Origin of the sequence: Pseudomonas sp. RA_35y_Pfl2_P32, from assembly GCF_963970735.1 — a bacterium.
Lineage (GTDB): Bacteria > Pseudomonadota > Gammaproteobacteria > Pseudomonadales > Pseudomonadaceae > Aquipseudomonas.
Genome location: NZ_CAXAQF010000032.1, coordinates 29692 through 45071, shown reverse-complemented (window position 1 = coordinate 45071; position 15380 = coordinate 29692). Strand labels below are relative to the sequence as shown.

Below are 15380 nucleotides of genomic sequence, written 5' to 3'. Positions count from 1 at the left end.
TCTTGATCCACCCGCCCCATCGGCAGGCTGAGCGAAGGTGTCCATCAGGGGGGGGAGGCGCGTAGCGTCGTGCGGCGAAGCCGCATACATCGAGAGGAGGTGCAGCGAAGCAAACCGGAGGCGATGCCCCCGGATGGGCACCGTAGCGAAGGTACCCCGAGCCCTAGCGAGGGGCCGTACGTAAGGGGCAAGAGCCCTTGGTTACTTGGGGCTTTTCCAAGTGACCCGCCGTAAGGGCGGAACCAATAGCAGCCGTTACCGCAGCAACGGATATACCCCCCACCCCCAACAAATTTAATTTCTAAATCCCCCCGCCGACTTTCTGATTTGCCGCCCCCCACCCCCTACCCGCCTAATTCAGGCCTCGCCCCCCAAGGTCCGATTATGCAAACCGTCCGCGCCACCACCCGCCCCGCCATCTGGCTGATGCTCGCCGTCGTCCTGGTCGCCCTGAACCTGCGCCCCTCCATGGCCGCCATCGGCCCGCTGCTGACCGGCATCCGCAACGACATCCCCCTGAGCTTCAGCCTCGCCTCCCTGCTCACCATGCTGCCGGTCATGGCCATGGGACTGGCCATGTTCTTCGGCATGCGCATCAGCCGCTACCTGGGCGAACATCGCACCGTGGTCCTGTCGCTGCTGATCATCGGCCTGGCCACCGCTTCCCGGCTGTTGCTCGACTCGGCCGCCGAACTGATCGTCAGCGCCGTCCTGGCCGGCATCGGCATTGCCCTGATCCAGGCCCTGCTGCCAGCGCTGATCAAATCCCGCTTCAGCGACAACGTCTCGCTGTTCATGGGCCTGTACGTCACCTCGATCATGGCCGGCGCAGCCATCGCCGCGTCATTCTCTCCCCTGGTGATGATCCACACCGGCAGTTGGCGCATCGGCCTGGCGATCTGGGCGGCACTGGCGGTTGTCGCCTTGCTGTTCTGGTACGCCCAACGCTCGGCCATCGCTCCCCAGGCCAGCCCGACAGCCAACCACACACCCTTTGCCGGCAATCGCCGCGCCTGGTTGCTGGCCATCTTCTTTGGCCTGGGTACGGCGTCCTACACCTGTGTGCTGGCATGGCTGGCGCCCTACTACGTGGAGAAAGGCTGGAGCGAACAAAGTGCTGGCCTGCTGCTGGGGTTCCTGACCGCCATGGAAGTCATCTCCGGCCTGCTGACCCCGGCCCTGGCCAACCGCAGCCGCGACAAACGCCTGGTGCTGATGGTGTTGCTGGGCCTGATCGTGGCCGGTTTCTGTGGGCTGATCCTCAGCCCCGAGTTCCTGAGCCTGCTCTGGCCGTGCCTGTTGGGGCTGGGCATCGGCGGGCTGTTTCCCATGAGCCTGATCGTGTCCCTGGACCACCTCGACAACCCCCAGCGCGCGGGCGGCCTGACGGCCTTCGTGCAAGGCATCGGCTACCTGATTGCCGGGGTTTCGCCGCTGATTGCCGGGATGATCCGCGATCAACTGGGCAGTTTCGAATGGGCCTGGTGGGCGCTGACGGCGGTGGTGCTGGTCATGATGGTGATGGTCCTGCGCTTTGACCCACGCCACTACGCCAGGCACATCGACTGAGCAGGCCGGTCTGCGGCGCATGGTCCTGAGCCGCGCCTTCCGTTAGCATCCCTGGTTCAGGCGTGCGCGCAACCTGCGCACGCCGCCCAACGGATGGTATGGATGCTCAACAGTAACTTGCTGCGCAAGCTCGATATGCAAGACCTCATGGTGTTCATCGCGGTCTATGAACAGCGCAATGTCAGCGGCGTGTCCGACGCCCTGTGTGTCAGCCAGTCCACTGTGAGTTATTGCCTGAAGAAACTGCGCACCAGCTTCGAGGACGAGTTGTTCATCAACACCCGGACCGGCATGCGGGCGACCGACAGGGCCAGCAGCATGTACCCCCATGTGCTGAAGATCATCGAGAGCATCAACCTGTGCCATGCCGGGGTCCAGGCGTTCGACCCGACCCGCCGGGCCGTGACCTTCAACCTCTGCGCCCCGGAGTACTTCGAACAGTTGATTCTGCCGCGCCTGCTGCAACGCTTCGCCCAGGTCGACCTGCCGGTGACCATCAATGTGCACAAACTCGAGAGCGACATTCCCGCCGAGGATCTGCGCAGCGGCCGCATGGACCTGGTGATCGGCTTCGGCCCGAATTTTCATCAGAACCACAGCGACTTCAAGTCCCAGGTTCTGCTCACCGATGACCTGGTGTGCGTGGTCGACCCGCGCGCGCCGCACCCGACGCCGCGCTTCAGCCTGCAGGATTTCGCCCAGCGCCGGCATGTCTTTCCTACGCCCTGGACCTCCAGCACCAACATGGTCGACGGCTGGCTCGCGCAACAGGCCCACAAACGGCAGGTGGTCGCCCGGGCCAACAGCTACAGTGCGGCGCTGAAGTTGATTGTCGGCACCGATTACCTGCTGGCCATGCCCCGGCGCATCCAGCAGTTGCTGGCCAGCGAGCCTGGGTTCAGCCATTTCGAGGCGCCCCAGGGTTTGCCGGGGTTCAGCCTGGACATGCTGTGGAGCGAGGCCCGCGACCAGGACAGCGCCAACGCCTGGCTGCGCGAGCAGGTGCTCGAGGCCTGCGCCGCGCAAGCGCTGGGTTGACGGAAGCGGCGGGTCTCAGCGACCGATGGCGGTCTTGGTGTAGGACTCGCGGTCGATGTCCAGCACCTCGACACTCAGTTGCACCTCGACCCCGGCCGGCCATTCACACAGCTCCTGCAGGACCGCCAACAGGCTATCGGACAATTGCTTCTTGATCGTCGGCGAACGGCCGCTGAGTATGGCCAGCCGCACCGCCACGAAGCCTCGCTCGCCCATGCCAGTGCCCACCCGGAAAGCGCCCACCTGCACGGCCCGACTCTTGATGTCGAACTCGTCGGCAAACTGCCCGGAACCGGCCAACGCGTGGTTCAAACGCAGCAACGCCACGTCCGCGTTGAGCCCTGGCAGGTTGTCGGTGTATTCCATGTGCAGGTGAGGCATTGCAGTGCTCCTTGAGGTCACGATCAAAGCGCCTAGGTATAGCACAGACCGCTCCTGCCGCCCTCTGCGACGTAGGTCTAGCTCTGCGCCGCGCCGCGGTCACTCATGAAGGCTTCCAGGCGCGAACGCAGCCAGCGCTCGGCCGGGTCAGTGTCGACGTGGCTGAGCCAGACCATGGACAGGTCCAGGGTCGGGGTGTGGAACGGGAACGGCTCCTTGAACAACTGCCCCGAGGCAGCCATGGCGGTGGCGGTGTAGTCCGGCAGGCTGGCGATCAGGTCGGTACCCGCCAGCAAGGCCGGCAAGGCACTGTATTGCGGCACCGACAACACCACTTGGCGGGTACGACCGATCTCGGCCAGCCACTCATCGGCATAGCCGCTGACGTTGGCCGTGTGCGAGACCAGGACGTGGGGCCGGGCGCAGTATTCGTCGAGGGTCAGGGGCGTGTCCGAGGCGTCGGCGCGCAGGATGCTGGGCTGGATGTGGCGCAGTAATTTGCGCTTGGCATTGGCCGGCAGGCCACGGGTCTGGCTGATGCCCACGGTGATATCGCCAGAGGCGAGCAAGTCGGGAATTCGCCAGTAGTCGACATGCTGCACCACGAACACCACCTGTGGCGCTTCCTGGCGCAAGGCGCTCAACAGTGGGGGCAGCAGGCCAAACTCGACGTCATCGGACAGGCCGATGCGAAAGGTCATGGTGCTGCTGGCGGGATCGAACTCGCGGGTCAGGCTCAGGGCCGAGGACAAGGCATCGAGCGCCGGAGACAGATGCTGGATCAGCTCTTCGGCCCGCGCCGTGGGCTCCATGCGGTGCCCAACCCGGATAAACAGCGGGTCGTTGAGCATGGTCCGCAGGCGATTGAGGGCCGCGCTGATCGTGGGCTGGCCGAGAAACAGCTTTTCCGCCGCGCGTGTCACGTTGCGTTCGAGCATCAGCGTTTCAAACACCACCATCAGGTTGATGTCGGCCTTGCGCAGTTCATTGCGATTCATCTACCGCCCCCAGTCTCCAAGACTGGCGACAGTTTATGAAGCCGTGGGGAGCGCCGTCCATCGACATCGACGATTGATTGCACGAGTGCGTTTAACATTTCGCGCGACGCCACCGACGTCGTACAGCCTTTTCCTTTTTCGTCGGCAGGGCTGGCCCACGGAAAAAACCTGATTACCCTCAGACAGGTTTCGCCACATCCGTGCGAAACCGTCATCAATAATCAAGGAGCAACCCGTGGCCAGAGACAAAGCCAAAGACGACCTGCACTTCAACTGCACCGAGGAACATGAAGCCGAGTATGTGGCAGGGCTTTACCCTGAGACCGTGAAGAAAGAGGTCAAAGACTTCCTGAAACGGGCTTGCCAGACCAAGCTGCTGAACAACGCCACCCACCAGCAGGTGTATGACCTGATCCACAAGCAGTTGGGCCACAAACAGGCTTGACGCGGATGACGCCCAGCGGCCCGCTCACGCGGGTCGCCGGGTGCCAGGCGCAACCTTCAGTTGCGCGCCCGAAGCCCTTCGATAAAGCCGGCGATACGCCCACAGGCATCGCTCAACGCAGCATCGGAGACGGTGAAGGAGATCCGCACGAAACCGGCGGTGCTGGCCCCGAAAGCGCTGGCATCGAGTACCGAGACACCCGTGGCGCGGAACAGCTGCCAGGCGAAATCGGTGCTCGACAGGCCGGTATCCCGCACGTCCACCAACATGAACATGCCGGCCTCGGGCACCTTACACTTGAGCAGCGGCACGTTGCGCAACCCGGCGACCACCAGGTCACGCCGACGGCGATACAGCTCACGTGCCTGCCCGACCACCTGCTCATCCAGTTCCAGCGCCTTCAACGCGGCGGCCTGGATGAAGCCCGGCAAGCCATACAGCATGCACAGCAGCAGGTTATCCAGATGGCCGATCAGCGCCTGTGGCCCGACCACCCAGCCCACCCGCCAGCCGGTCATGGCATGGGATTTGGACAGGCTGTTGAGCACCACGGTGCGTTCGCCCATGCCTTCCAGGGTCGCCACGCTCTGGTGCGCGCGATCGTAGGTGAGCTGGCCGTAGACCTCGTCACTGATGACCCACAGGTTGTGCCGCTGGGCCACCAGGGCCACGGCTTCCAGTTCCTCGTGGGTGTAGACGTTGCCGGTGGGGTTGTTGGGTGTGGCCAGGGCGATGCCGCGGGTCTTGTCGGTCACCACCGCCTCGATGGCGGCCAGGGTCAGGCGGAAATCGTTTTCCGCCGGCTGGGCAATCGGCACCAGACGCGCGCCGCTGGCCTGGATGCTGGCCTCGTAGGTCAGGTACATCGGTGCTGGCACCAGCACTTCATCGCCGGTTTCGAACAGGCACATGGCGGTGGCGTACAAACCATTCTGCGCACCGGCCACCAGGGCCACGTTGGCGGCGGACACCGGCTGGCCGAGCAAGGCGGTCTGCTTGGCGGCAATGGCCTCGCGCAGGGCCGGGCGGCCGATCACGTGGCAGTAGTGGGTGTCGCCTTCGTTCAGGGCCTGGATCGCGGCCGCGCAGATCTCGTCGGCGGTGGCGAAGTCCGGATCGCCGATACTCAGGACGATGGCATCTTCACCCCGGGCCTGTGCATCACACGCGGCGTAATGAATGTCCCAGGCGCTGACCGTCTCACCGCTGATGCGTTGGACCATGGACGAATATTTCATAAAAAACTCCTTGTGAGCCCTCGGGCCGACGTATCAACACAGCGTGAAGTCAGGCCTGTCGTTGGGGCGTTTTGCCGATACGGGCAAAGCCTTGTTCGATCAAGATCGCCAGAATGATGTAAATCACCGCTACCACCAGCAGCGGCTCATAGACCCGCAACGTTTGCGCACGCACCAGGTTGGCGGCGCCGAGCAAGTCGGTGACCGCGACGGTGGAGGCCAGCGCCGTGGCCTTGAGCAGCATCACGCTCTCCCCTGCCAGGGTCGGGCGCAGCATCTGCAAGGCGCGCGGCATCCACACTCGCCGCAGCACCAGCCAGGGCCGCATGCCATAGGCCCGCCCCGCTTCCAGTTCGCCGCGCGGCACCGCACGCAGGCCACCGCGCAGCACTTCGCCAACATAGGCCGAAACGCTCAGGGTCAAGGCGAACGCAACGTACCAGAAACCCTCGCGCAAGTACGGCCAGAACAGGCTGCCGCGAATCAACGGGAAGGTGGCGAACAGGCTACCCACGCCGTAGTAAAGCACGTAGATCTGCACCAGCAAGGGCGTGCCACGCAGAACGCTGGTGTAGAACCGCAGGCCGTTGGCCAGGAAGCGGTTCTTCGACAAGCGCCCCAGGGCCACGCCCACCGCCATCAGGAACCCGAAGAAACCCGAGATCAGCAACAGCTGCAGGGTCAGCCCTGCGCCCTTGACCAACTCGTTGTAAAAACTGCTCAACCACTGAAAGTCCATGCCTGCCCTTCCCTATGAGTGCCGTGGCATCCAGCGTTCGAAGCGAACTTCGACCTGCCGGAACACCGAACTGGAAACCAGCGTGATCAGGTAATAGAACGCCGCGACCGCGAGGTAAAACAGCAAGTAGTGTTTGGTCGAGGCCGCGGCCTGGCGCCCGGCGGTCAGCAGTTCGCTGTAGCCCACCACACTGATCAGCGCGCTTTCCTTGACCAGCACCAGCCACAGGTTGGACAGCCCGGCGATGGCGAACGGCAGCATGCTGGGCAGGATCACCCGGCGCACCAGCATCAAGCGGTTGATGCCATAGGCGCGCGCGGCTTCGATCTGGCCATGGGGTATCGATTCGATTGCCCCGCGGATGATCTCCCCCGAGTACGCGCCCTGCACGATGCCCAGCACCACCACGGCGGCCATGAAGCCGTTGATTTCGACACTCGGTTGGCCGAGCGCCGCCATCGTCAGGTTGATCAGGTCGGCACCGGCGTAATACAGCAGCAGGATCAGCAACAGCTCCGGCACTGCGCGGTACAGGGTGGTGTAGCAATTGGCACAGAGCACCATCCAGCGTGGTCCCTTGAGCTTGACCATGGCCACGATCAGGCCGATCGACAGGCCCAGGACAAAGGCGCCCAGGGAAATACCCAGGGTTTTCACCATGCCCTGCGCCAGGGCCTGGAGCCAACCGTCGGCAAAAAACAGCCGGGAAATTTCAGAAACAGTCATGAGCACACCTTCGCTGGGTTTGCTTGAGGTACCGGCTTACTCGAGGGCCGAGATGTCGGTCTTGAAGTAGCGCTCACGGATTTTTTCGTAGCTGCCGTCGGCACGCATCGCTTGCAGGGCCACGTTCAGGCGCTCACGCAAGGCGTCGCTCCCCTTGCGCACGCCAGCCCCCACGCCGTCGCCGAACAAGGGGTCCATCGGAGCCACGCCCTTGCTCGCGAGCATGGCGTTGTCTGGCAGTTCGAGCAGCGGCTCGACCACCAACTGGTCGGCCAGCATGATGTCGACACGTCCGCTGCGTAGGTCGGCAAGCAGGTCGTCCTGGTCGTTGTAGTAACGGATGGTCGAGTCCTCGGCGTAGTACTTCTTGACGAAGGCGGCGTGGGTGGTCGAGCCCTGCACGCCGATGATCTTGCCCTTGAGGCCGGCCGGGGTCGGGTCCAGTTCCAGGTTGCGCTCGCCGATCCACAGGGCGCGGGTGAAGAAGTACGGCTGGGTGAAGTCGATCACCTGTTGACGCTCGGGGGTGATCGACAGGGAGTTGAGCACCACGTCGACCTGCTGCGATTTGAGCGCCGGGATCAGACCGTCCCAGGACATTTCATTGAGGCTGCATTCGGCCTGCATGCGGGCGCAGACGGCGGTGATCATCTCCGGCTCGAAGCCGCTCCAATCGCCCTTGCCGCTCTTGAACGAGAACGGCGGATAGGGTTCCAGGGCGATGCCGAACACCAGTTTGTCCGCGGCCATCGCGCTGCTCGCGATGCCGGCCAGCAAGCAGGCTTGCAGGGTAACCAACAGAGTTTTTTTCATGCAGGGTGCCTCTTTCAGGTTGTTGTTATCGAGGTTGAAAAAACCGACGCGGTTACCCGCGGTTGTCCTGGGCCATGACAAATTGCCGGCAGCGTTCGCTGCGCGGATCCAGCAGTACCTGTTGGGGCGGGCCTTCTTCCTCGACCCGGCCCTGGTGCAGGTAAATCACCTTGCTCGACACATCCCGGGCAAAGGCCATTTCGTGGGTCACCAGAATCATCGTGCGGCCTTCCTCGGCGATGCCCTGGATCACCCGCAACACTTCGCCCACCAACTCCGGGTCGAGGGCCGAGGTCGGCTCATCGAACAGCATCACTTGCGGGCGCATAGCCAAAGCCCGGGCGATGGCCACGCGCTGTTGCTGGCCGCCGGACAGAAACGCCGGGTAGGCATTGCGCTTGTCGATCAGGCCGACTTTTTCCAGCAGTTGCTCGGCGTGGGCGGTGGCGTCCTTGCGGTCCTCACCGAGCACATAGACCGGGGCTTCGATGACGTTCTCCAGCACTGTGCGGTGCGGCCACAGGTTGAAGCTCTGGAACACCATGCTCAGGCGGGTGCGCAGGCGCTCGACCTGACGCGGATCGGCGACCTGCGCGACCCCATGGCGTCCAGTCTTCAGGCGTACTTCTTCGCCATTGATGCGCAGGCTGCCGCTGCAGGGAATTTCCAGCAGGTTGATGCAGCGCAGCAGCGTGCTCTTGCCCGAGCCGCTGGAGCCGATCAGCGAGACCACCTCGCCCTCCTTGGCGCGCATCGAAATGCCCTTGAGCACGTGGTGGTCGGCGTAGCTTTTGTGCAGGTCGTCGATGGCAACGACCGAGGTGTCCGCTGCCGGCTGCGGGATGTTCACGTTGGTGAGTGCTTGCACGTCTGGCTCCTCGAATGCTGGGGGGTGCGGTACGCAGGGCTGCGGATCACTACTCGTCCTCGCGCGCCGGAATCCACCACTCCTCGCCGCGCACGGTGGTGATGTACTCCGGCCAGCGGAAACGGTGCGGCGCCTGGAAGTCGGCGGGCAACAGGGGCGCCTGCCAATGCTCACCACCGATGCCACCGCCGGTGCGCTGGTCGAACTCGGCCTTGGCCGCCGCCAGCAGGTCGTCGTTGCAGAACAGGTCGAGCAAGGTGCTGGCGATGGTTTTGGCCGCCACGTCGATCATCGGGTCGATGGTCTGCGGGATGCCGCCCAGGGCGTTGGAGACCCAGTCCGGATAGACATGGCCGGCGGGCGCAGAGAGCATCGGCCGCGCGACGAGCAGGCGCACGGTCGGGCAATGCCAGGTGTATTCGGGGTAGTCGTCGGAGGTCAGGTACTTCTGCCAGGCCGGCATTTGCAGGCGCATCTGGCGTTCGCACTCCTGCGGCTCGATCAATTGTTCGATGGCCGGCAGGAAGGGTTCGGCCATCGGTTCCAGGCCCAGGTTGCGCTGGATGTCGCGGGCGATCTCGCAGGCTTCCAGGCCCCATTGCGGCGCGCCGATGGCGGCCAGGTTGTCGTAGGTGGCCTGGGCCAGCACATGGTTGGCCAAGCCACCACGGGACTTGCACACCCAGGTCTTTTTCCACTGGCAACCGGTGGCCATCGCCGCGGCGGCGGCGTTGTTGTCCATCACCGAGGAAATGGTTTCGGCCTGCTCGATCGAGTCGCAACGCAGCAGGTACTGGATCTGCGACAGGTGCGGCGGCAGGTTGTCGGCGGTGGCCTGGCCGGCAGTGAGGATGGCTTCGTTGTAGCTCCACAGGCCGGTGAACGGCAGGGTCGAACGGCGCAGGCTTTCATTGAGGTTGTAGAAGTGCATCAGCGCATCGTTGGCCCCCGGCGCGCGGGCTGCCAGGTGGTTCTGCGGGATGGGGCTGTAGCGGTCGGCGGCGATCCAGTTTTGCGGGTCTTCGCAGGTGAAGCTGTAGATGTAGGCGTAGGCGATTCCGCAATGGGTATCCCAGGTGGTGGTGTTGTTCAGAGGCAGCATGTAGGTGGGGTGAAAGCTGATGGCCGCATCCAGGTTGTCGTAGTAACCCTTGGCGGCATGCACCGGCTTGGAGGCGCGCAGCTTTTCGGCCGGCTCGCCGAAGAAGCGGATGGTGCCCTGGATGCCAAACTCGAGCATCGCCGCCTTGGCCGCCAGCACCCCACCCAGGGCACTGATGCCCAGCGCCGAATGCGGATCGGTGTGGCCGGGGGCAAACCGCGACAGGCCGTCACGCGGCATCTTGCGGGTGGTCGCGGCCTGGCAATTGCCAGGGACCGCGTCGTACTCGGCATAGGTGGCCAACACCGGGCCATTGCCGTTGCTGAAGGTGGCGCAGAAGGCGGTCGGCATGCCGCCACTGCCCTCTTCCACGGTGAAGCCTTCCTTGCGCAGCAGCTCTACATACCAGGCGCAGGACTTGTACTCGCGAAACGCCGGTTCCGCGTAGTGCCAGATGATCTGGTGCCAATCGGACAACTGCTGGCGGTGCTGGTCGATCCATTTACGGGCAAATCTTTTCTGCAATTCCATGCGGCGTTCTCCCAAGGGTTCGGCAAAGGGGTGCTCAGGCAGACAGGAAGGCTGCGGCGTCCAGTTCCAGCAGGACCGGCTGGCGGGTGTCGGCCAGGCGGATCAGCGCTTCGCGCAACTGCTCGCGGCTGCTTACGCACTGGTGCTGGACGTGGCAGGACGTGGCCAGCGCGGCGAAGTCCGGCGGCAGGATGTCGACGCCCAGTGGCGGGATCTCACGGGCGGTCATGTAGTCGCGGATCTCGGCGTAGCAGTGGTTGTTCCACAGCACCACGATCACCCCGGCTTCGGCTTCACGCGCGGCGATCAACTCGGCGCTGGAGAACTGCACCCCGCCATCCCCCACCACTGCCAGTACCGGGCGCTCGGGCATCGCCAGCTTGGCGCCGATCGCCGCCGGCAAGCCGTAGCCCAAGGTGCCGAAACCGGTGCCGGCGTTGAACCAGCTGTTGGCTTGCGGCGCCCGGTAGCCCAACGCGCCCTGATACACCGGTTGGGTCGAGTCGCCGACCACAATTGGCGCTGGCAGGCTGTCGCGCAGGGTGTCGAGCATCTGCTGCATGACGTTTTGCTTGGGGCTCCAGCTCGCCCGCTCGGCGGCATTGACCCGCGCCACGCTGAGGTCGGCCCAGTCACTGGCGGCGCGCTCAGGCACGGCGTTGAGGAGCGCCAACAGACCTTGCCCGGCGTCCCCCAGCAAACCGACATCGGCACGGGCCGCGCCGAGAATCTGCAGTGGGTCGATGTCCAGGCGAATCAGCGGTGCATTCAGGACCAGCGGCCCGAGGCCAAAGAAGTCGTAGTCGGTTTCGCCCAGTTCGGTGCCGACTGCCAGGACCACGTCGGCCTCGGCAAACAGCGCCCGGCCATGGGCCGACGACTGCACGCCGTCGAGCAACAACGGATGCTCCGGCGCCAGCAGGCCACGGGCATTGGTGGTCAGGGCGACGGGGGCCTGCAGCCGCTCGGCCAGCGCTTGCAGCACCGGGCCGGCACGCCGGGCGCCGCCGCCAGCGAGGATCAATGGCTTGCGCGCGGCGACCAGCAGTTGCACCGCCGCGTCGATGTTCACCGCCGCTGGGGCCGGGGCTTGCGGCAAGGGGCGCGGACGCAGGTCGAGGCCATCGGCCGGCATCTCCAGTACGTCGAGAGGGATTTCGATGTGCACCGGCCGCGGCCGCGCACAACTGAACAGCGCAAAGGCGCGGGCCAGCACTTCAGGTAATTCCTGTGGGCGCTGCAGGGTATGGCTGAAGGCGCAGACCCCGGAGACGACGGCACGTTGGTCGGGCATTTCATGCAGGTAGCCGTGACCCAGACGCTGGTGTTCGCGACGGCTGGTGGTGGAGATCACCAGCATCGGCACCGAGTCGGCGTAGGCCTGGCCCATGGCAGTGAGGATATTGGTCATGCCGGGGCCGGTGATGATGAAGCACACCCCCGGCTTGCCGCTGGCGCGGGCATAACCGTCGGCCATGAACCCGGCGCCCTGTTCGTGCCGTGGGCTGATGTGGCGCAGCGAACTGCCGTGCAGTCCGCGATACAACTCGACCGTGTGCACGCCGGGAATGCCGAACACCGACTCCACGCCATAGCCTTCGAGTAACTGGACGAGCGCCTGGGCACAACTGGTCATGCGAGCACCTCTGTATTGTTATGGTTATGTCAGGCATGCGCGGCCTGATTCGAGGGCTCTAGTATTGGTGACAAAATAATTACATCAATCGAAATAAATTTGCGTCTTTGTCCAATTTAATTGAACAGAGCGGCCGTCGATGACCGGACGAAAGGATCATATTGCTCACCAGTGGCGGGCAAATTATTCGATTGTGGGGGTCGGTGTTTTTCATAAAGATGCTGCGACGGCCCCCATAAGGAAGACCCCATGCACGTCCGGCACCACCCCCTCTTGACCCGCAATCCCTGCACCCAGCGCCAGCTGATCAGCCTGCATTACGGTCAGCCCGGGGGCGCCGGCAAGGTGTACCTGCAAGCCAGCCTGCACGCCGACGAGTTGCCCGGCATGCTGGCGCTGCATCATTTGCGTTTGCTGCTGGACGAGGCTGAGGCCCGTGGCGAGGTCCTCGGGGAAATCGTGCTGGTGCCGATCGCCAACCCGATCGGCCTGGAACAGACCCTGATGCACGATGCCATGGGTCGTTTTGACTTCAACAGCGGCGAGAACTTCAACCGGCGTTACCCGGACCTGGCTCAGATGATCCAGGCGCAGCTTGGCGCTGAGCTGAACGACGACCCGCAACACAATCTGCAGTTGATTCGCCGCGCCATGGCCGCAGCCTTGCAGCGGATGTTGCCGGGCACCGAGCTCGACTCCTTGCGCCAGGCCCAACTGCTGCTGGCCCACGACGCCGACTTCGTCCTCGACCTGCATTGCGATGCCCAGGCGGTGGTCCACCTCTACGGCGAAACGCCCTATCAGGCCCAACTCGAACCCCTGGCCCGCTACATCGGCGCCCAGGCCACCCTGCTGGCCAGCGGCACCGGCGCCGGCTCGTTCGACGAAGCCTGCGGCCAGCCGTGGTGGCGATTGGCGCAACACTTTGAAGGCCGCTTCCCGATACCGTTCGGTTGCGTGGCTGCCACCGTCGAGCTGCGTGGCGAAGCGCAAGTCGAGCATCCACTGGCCCGCCAGGACGCCGCCGCGCTCTGCGCCTTCCTGCAGCACCGAGGACTCCTCGCCGGGACCGCGCCGCCGCTACCGGCCCTGCTCCAACCCATCACCCCCTTCGACGGCTCCCTGACCCTGCGCGCCCCGTGCGCCGGGCTGGTGGTGTTCCTGCACAGCCCGGGGGCCTGGATTGAGTGCGATCAACCGGTGGTCCACCTCATTGACCCCATCAGCGGCACGACCCAGGTGGTGTGCAGCACCACGAGTGGGGTGATGTACATGCGCAGCGCCATCCGCTATGCCGCGGCGGGGGTGGAATTGTGCAAGGTGGCGGGGGCGGAGCCGTTGGCGGGTGGGGTGGTGGTTTCGGCGTGATGAGGTGCGTGGTGTGCTTGAGATCGTTGCTCGGTCCTACAATACGTTGGCAGGTTGTGCCAGGAGGCTTCGCGGTCGGGTCAGGCGGGCCAGGGGTTTGAATCGCCCCGTAAAGTCTTGGAGTTCTACCGAGACCTGACGGAGCGCTCGGGTTATGAGTTGGAAACCGAAGTTCGACAAGGAAGTAATGCATCACGTAGTCATCCGTTACGCCAATGCATCAAGCGTTGCAGCCAGGACGAAGTGACAGCGAAAGCGTCACGCAATTGTTTGGCAGTGATCGTTCGGTCCGCCACATCGAAAGCCAGTGCCGTTCGCAGGGCTGGCCAGCAGTGTTTCGGTAAGTTCTTAGGTGCTTGCAGCTCGCGCTCCAGATGCTCATTGCGGGCTTGGTTCGAGGGCACTCGGCGAAACGGGGGCTTGCCTCCGGCCAGCTCGTAGATCACACAAGCCACTCCGTACACATCGGCACTGGCCGACAGCGCTTGGCCCTCGAGCAATTCTGGCGCAGCGTAGCCCGGTGTCCAGCCATTGAAGCGCTCACGACTCAAGTGCGGCAGGTCGGGCAGGATGCCCCTCTCCGCTTGACCGAGGCCGAAGTCAAACAGGCGAACGCCTTCTTCGCTGAGCATCACGTTGCTCGGCTTCATATCACCATGCAGCACGCCGCGAGCATGAGAGTAGGCCAGTGCATCGAGCAGCGGCAGCACGATGTCGCGCAATTCCTCCCACGGCAGGCCTTGGGGACGCTCGCAGAGTAAGTTATCCAGGGTCAAGCCACGCATGAACTCCATGGTGACGAAGGCACGCTGGCAGTCAGTGTCCACCTCAAAAGTGTGCAAACGCAGCACGTTGTCGTGCCGCAGGCGCCGGGTCAGGGCGAACTCGTTGTAGAGCAACGCACTGGCGTCCGGCGACTCGGCGAATTCTTCGCTGAGAACTTTCAGCGCGACGTAAGGGTCGGGATCGCCGAACTGTTCGCTCAGCAAGTCTCGTGCACGGTAAACCGCGCCCATGCCACCGGCACCGAGCAAGCGCTCGATGCGGTAACGGCCTGCCAGCACATCGGGTATTTCACCGATGGTAGCCCTGGTTGGCGCTAGCACGGCTTCAGCCTTGTACGACTTGGCGAACGCAAAGTAGGTCAGGTTGCTGACCTGCGCCTCGCTCTCCAGCAGGTCGTCGATCGGTCGCATGTGTTCAGTCATTGCCGGATCACTACAGCTGTCAGGTTGTCCCGGGCCGAGCCACGCAGTGCACCGTCAAACAAACGATCTAGCGCAACCTGCGGCGCGGTCAGGCTCAAGGCGTCGCCGAGTGCATCGCTGCCAAGTCCTAGGTACAGACCATCACTGCAGAGCAAGAACGCATCGCCGGGACAGATCTCAAGCTCCAGCACATCCAGGGTCAATTGCTCCGCCGCCCCGACCGCTCGGGTCAAGGCATATGCGGCAGGATGGGCCTTGGCCTGTTCGACGCTCATTTGCTGTTCGTCGATCAGTTGTTGTTGCAGTGAATGGTCCTTGGAGAGCTGATACAAACGCTGGCCGCGCCACAGGTAGCAACGGCTATCGCCGGCCCAGATACAGGCCGCACGATTGCCTTCCACCAGCAACACCACCACGGTGCTGCCCATGATGCTGTCGTGGCGCCCGGCGGTGACGGTCAACTCCTGACCCAAACGACGGTTGAGCCAGTGCAGGCACTGGCGAATGCCTTTGAGTCGTTCGTCGAAATCATCCTGCACTGGCAGTTCCGCCAGGCTGGCGACGATCAACTGGCTGGCGATATCGCCCCGCTGATGACCGCCCATGCCGTCCGCAACCACCCACAACCCCTGCTGTGGAGCGTCCAGAAAAGCATCTTCGTTGCGCGCCCGAACCTTGCCGGCATCGGTGCGTGCTGCGCTGCGCCAGGGGCCGGCCATC

At 64.0% G+C, this 15380-nt stretch carries 15 protein-coding genes; 4 read left to right on the top strand and 11 right to left on the bottom strand.

Annotation, left to right across the window (positions count from 1 at the left end; translation table 11 throughout):
* The first annotated feature begins 384 nt into the window (after nucleotides 1–384).
* Complete coding sequence (locus AACY45_RS25150) at nucleotides 385–1569, top strand: cyanate transporter (RefSeq protein WP_339548074.1); 1185 nt, start codon at nucleotides 385–387, stop codon at nucleotides 1567–1569.
* 102 nt (nucleotides 1570–1671) lie between these two features.
* Nucleotides 1672–2607, top strand: coding sequence for a LysR family transcriptional regulator (locus AACY45_RS25145; RefSeq protein WP_339548073.1), 936 nt, complete (start codon nucleotides 1672–1674; stop codon nucleotides 2605–2607).
* Between the two features lie 15 nt (nucleotides 2608–2622).
* Here the strand turns inward: AACY45_RS25145 and AACY45_RS25140 are convergent, their stop codons facing one another.
* Nucleotides 2623–2988, bottom strand: coding sequence for a 5-carboxymethyl-2-hydroxymuconate Delta-isomerase (locus AACY45_RS25140; protein WP_339548072.1), 366 nt, complete (start codon nucleotides 2986–2988; stop codon nucleotides 2623–2625).
* Nucleotides 2989–3065: 77 nt separating this feature from the next.
* Nucleotides 3066–3986, bottom strand: coding sequence for a LysR family transcriptional regulator (locus tag AACY45_RS25135; protein ID WP_339548071.1), 921 nt, complete (start codon nucleotides 3984–3986; stop codon nucleotides 3066–3068).
* Nucleotides 3987–4221: 235 nt separating this feature from the next.
* Here AACY45_RS25135 and AACY45_RS25130 point away from each other — a divergent pair, with 235 nt between their 5' ends.
* Nucleotides 4222–4431: a hypothetical protein gene (locus AACY45_RS25130; RefSeq protein WP_339548069.1), complete on the top strand. Its 210-nt coding sequence runs from the start codon at nucleotides 4222–4224 to the stop codon at nucleotides 4429–4431.
* Between the two features lie 56 nt (nucleotides 4432–4487).
* Here AACY45_RS25130 and AACY45_RS25125 read toward each other — a convergent pair whose 3' ends face one another.
* The 7 genes from AACY45_RS25125 to AACY45_RS25095 are packed head-to-tail and all read right to left on the bottom strand — an operon-like array spanning nucleotide 4488 to nucleotide 12084.
* Nucleotides 4488–5669 (bottom strand): pyridoxal phosphate-dependent aminotransferase, encoded by a 1182-nt coding sequence (locus AACY45_RS25125; RefSeq protein ID WP_339548068.1) that lies wholly within the window; start codon nucleotides 5667–5669, stop codon nucleotides 4488–4490.
* 49 nt (nucleotides 5670–5718) lie between these two features.
* Complete coding sequence (locus AACY45_RS25120) at nucleotides 5719–6408, bottom strand: ABC transporter permease (RefSeq protein WP_339548066.1); 690 nt, start codon at nucleotides 6406–6408, stop codon at nucleotides 5719–5721.
* Between the two features lie 12 nt (nucleotides 6409–6420).
* A complete protein-coding gene (locus tag AACY45_RS25115) occupies nucleotides 6421–7134 on the bottom strand; it encodes an ABC transporter permease (protein ID WP_339548065.1) in 714 nt (237 codons plus the stop codon).
* 36 nt (nucleotides 7135–7170) lie between these two features.
* Nucleotides 7171–7947 carry a transporter substrate-binding domain-containing protein gene (locus AACY45_RS25110; protein WP_339548063.1) on the bottom strand — a complete coding sequence of 259 codons (777 nt, stop codon included), beginning with the start codon at nucleotides 7945–7947 and terminating at the stop codon, nucleotides 7171–7173.
* A 52-nt stretch (nucleotides 7948–7999) separates the two neighbouring features.
* Entirely contained in the window at nucleotides 8000–8815 is an 816-nt protein-coding gene (locus AACY45_RS25105) for an ABC transporter ATP-binding protein (RefSeq protein ID WP_445261221.1), read from the bottom strand.
* A 49-nt stretch (nucleotides 8816–8864) separates the two neighbouring features.
* The gene (locus tag AACY45_RS25100) at nucleotides 8865–10448 is read right to left on the bottom strand and encodes an amidohydrolase (RefSeq protein ID WP_339548062.1); all 1584 of its coding nucleotides are present in this window, start codon (nucleotides 10446–10448) and stop codon (nucleotides 8865–8867) included.
* Nucleotides 10449–10482: 34 nt separating this feature from the next.
* A complete protein-coding gene (locus AACY45_RS25095; protein WP_339548061.1) occupies nucleotides 10483–12084 on the bottom strand; it encodes a 5-guanidino-2-oxopentanoate decarboxylase in 1602 nt (533 codons plus the stop codon).
* A 249-nt stretch (nucleotides 12085–12333) separates the two neighbouring features.
* Here AACY45_RS25095 and AACY45_RS25090 point away from each other — a divergent pair, with 249 nt between their 5' ends.
* Complete coding sequence (locus tag AACY45_RS25090; protein WP_339548059.1) at nucleotides 12334–13452, top strand: succinylglutamate desuccinylase/aspartoacylase family protein; 1119 nt, start codon at nucleotides 12334–12336, stop codon at nucleotides 13450–13452.
* A gap of 200 nt (nucleotides 13453–13652) precedes the next feature.
* Here AACY45_RS25090 and AACY45_RS25085 read toward each other — a convergent pair whose 3' ends face one another.
* Complete coding sequence (locus AACY45_RS25085) at nucleotides 13653–14660, bottom strand: serine/threonine-protein kinase (protein ID WP_339548058.1); 1008 nt, start codon at nucleotides 14658–14660, stop codon at nucleotides 13653–13655.
* The gene (locus AACY45_RS25080) at nucleotides 14657–15379 is read right to left on the bottom strand and encodes a PP2C family protein-serine/threonine phosphatase (RefSeq protein WP_339548078.1); all 723 of its coding nucleotides are present in this window, start codon (nucleotides 15377–15379) and stop codon (nucleotides 14657–14659) included. Before AACY45_RS25080 ends, AACY45_RS25085 begins: the two co-directional genes overlap by 4 nt.
* Between the last annotated feature and the right edge of the window lies 1 nt (nucleotide 15380).

What these genes read in the sequence shown, in the direction of transcription:
- AACY45_RS25145 (WP_339548073.1), top strand. Translation starts at nt 1,672, where the DNA reads ATGCTCAACAGTAACTTGCTGCGCAAGCTCGATATGCAAGACCTCATG.
- AACY45_RS25100 (WP_339548062.1), bottom strand. Translation starts at nt 10,448, where the DNA reads ATGGAATTGCAGAAAAGATTTGCCCGTAAATGGATCGACCAGCACCGC.
- AACY45_RS25115 (WP_339548065.1), bottom strand. Translation starts at nt 7,134, where the DNA reads ATGACTGTTTCTGAAATTTCCCGGCTGTTTTTTGCCGACGGTTGGCTC.
- AACY45_RS25150 (WP_339548074.1), top strand. Translation starts at nt 385, where the DNA reads ATGCAAACCGTCCGCGCCACCACCCGCCCCGCCATCTGGCTGATGCTC.
- AACY45_RS25120 (WP_339548066.1), bottom strand. Translation starts at nt 6,408, where the DNA reads ATGGACTTTCAGTGGTTGAGCAGTTTTTACAACGAGTTGGTCAAGGGC.
- AACY45_RS25090 (WP_339548059.1), top strand. Translation starts at nt 12,334, where the DNA reads ATGCACGTCCGGCACCACCCCCTCTTGACCCGCAATCCCTGCACCCAG.
- AACY45_RS25095 (WP_339548061.1), bottom strand. Translation starts at nt 12,084, where the DNA reads ATGACCAGTTGTGCCCAGGCGCTCGTCCAGTTACTCGAAGGCTATGGC.
- AACY45_RS25110 (WP_339548063.1), bottom strand. Translation starts at nt 7,947, where the DNA reads ATGAAAAAAACTCTGTTGGTTACCCTGCAAGCCTGCTTGCTGGCCGGC.
- AACY45_RS25085 (WP_339548058.1), bottom strand. Translation starts at nt 14,660, where the DNA reads ATGACTGAACACATGCGACCGATCGACGACCTGCTGGAGAGCGAGGCG.
- AACY45_RS25080 (WP_339548078.1), bottom strand. Translation starts at nt 15,379, where the DNA reads ATGGCCGGCCCCTGGCGCAGCGCAGCACGCACCGATGCCGGCAAGGTT.
- AACY45_RS25135 (WP_339548071.1), bottom strand. Translation starts at nt 3,986, where the DNA reads ATGAATCGCAATGAACTGCGCAAGGCCGACATCAACCTGATGGTGGTG.
- AACY45_RS25140 (WP_339548072.1), bottom strand. Translation starts at nt 2,988, where the DNA reads ATGCCTCACCTGCACATGGAATACACCGACAACCTGCCAGGGCTCAAC.
- AACY45_RS25125 (WP_339548068.1), bottom strand. Translation starts at nt 5,669, where the DNA reads ATGAAATATTCGTCCATGGTCCAACGCATCAGCGGTGAGACGGTCAGC.